Here is an 815-nt window from a genome sequence, read left to right on the forward strand (position 1 = left end):
TCAACTGGTCGCGAACAACCAGGGGCAGCAGCGCGAGTATGGCGATGCCCGCCAGGCCAAAGAGAGTTCCGCGCGCGATCGCCGCCTTGATTTCCGATGACATCGCCGTGAAGCGCAATCCATCATAGATCGCCGTCCTCATCGACTCACGCGGGAGAGGTGAGGAGCGAACCTTCCACTTGCAGCGCCATATGGTGCCTAGGGGGACCAAATAGGTGAGGGTGGTCACGGTAAAAGCTGTCAAAAGCCCGAACGAGGCAACGACGATGCCGCCGAGGGCCGGGCCCACGGTCCGTACAGTGTTGAACCCGACGGAGAGCAAGGTGACGGCAGCGGGAACATCGCGTCGGTGCACCATATCGCCAACCGAGGCCTGCCACGCCGGATCGTTGAGAGCACCGCCGCATGCGATCAAGAAGCTGAAGCCGAGAATCATCCACGGACTGACAAAGCCCAGCGCCACGGACGCAGTGAGCATCGCAGAGGCTATCACCATAAGGCAGCGGCCGGCGATCATGACCCGGCGCCGACTGTAATTGTCAGCGAGAACCCCGGCGAAGACGGACAAAATGAAAGCGGGCAGGTTCGATGAAGCCTGCACCAGCGCAACCATCAGATCGGAAGACGAAATCGTTGCCATCAGCCAGCTGATGGCAACAGTCTGCATCAGCCAGCCGAGGGAGGAGACTTGAGAGGCCAACCAGATCGAGCGAAACGTCGGATTCCTGAGCGGCGCAAACGTCGCTGGCGAAATTGAATCCTCGTCTGCGTCCGCCGCCCTGCTCATTGCTCCGACCGATCGTTTCCGCCGAGCT

1 protein-coding gene is annotated in these 815 nt (G+C 60.9%); it reads right to left on the reverse strand.

The window, feature by feature from the left end; genetic code table 11:
- Window positions 1-787, reverse strand: a 787-nt coding sequence (locus NKH52_RS35395) for an MFS transporter (protein ID WP_352658206.1), incomplete at its 3' end; no start/stop codon positions are given.
- Window positions 788-815: the final 28 nt, after the last annotated feature.

Source organism: Mesorhizobium sp. M1066 (assembly GCF_040318635.1).
Classification (GTDB): domain Bacteria; phylum Pseudomonadota; class Alphaproteobacteria; order Rhizobiales; family Rhizobiaceae; genus Mesorhizobium.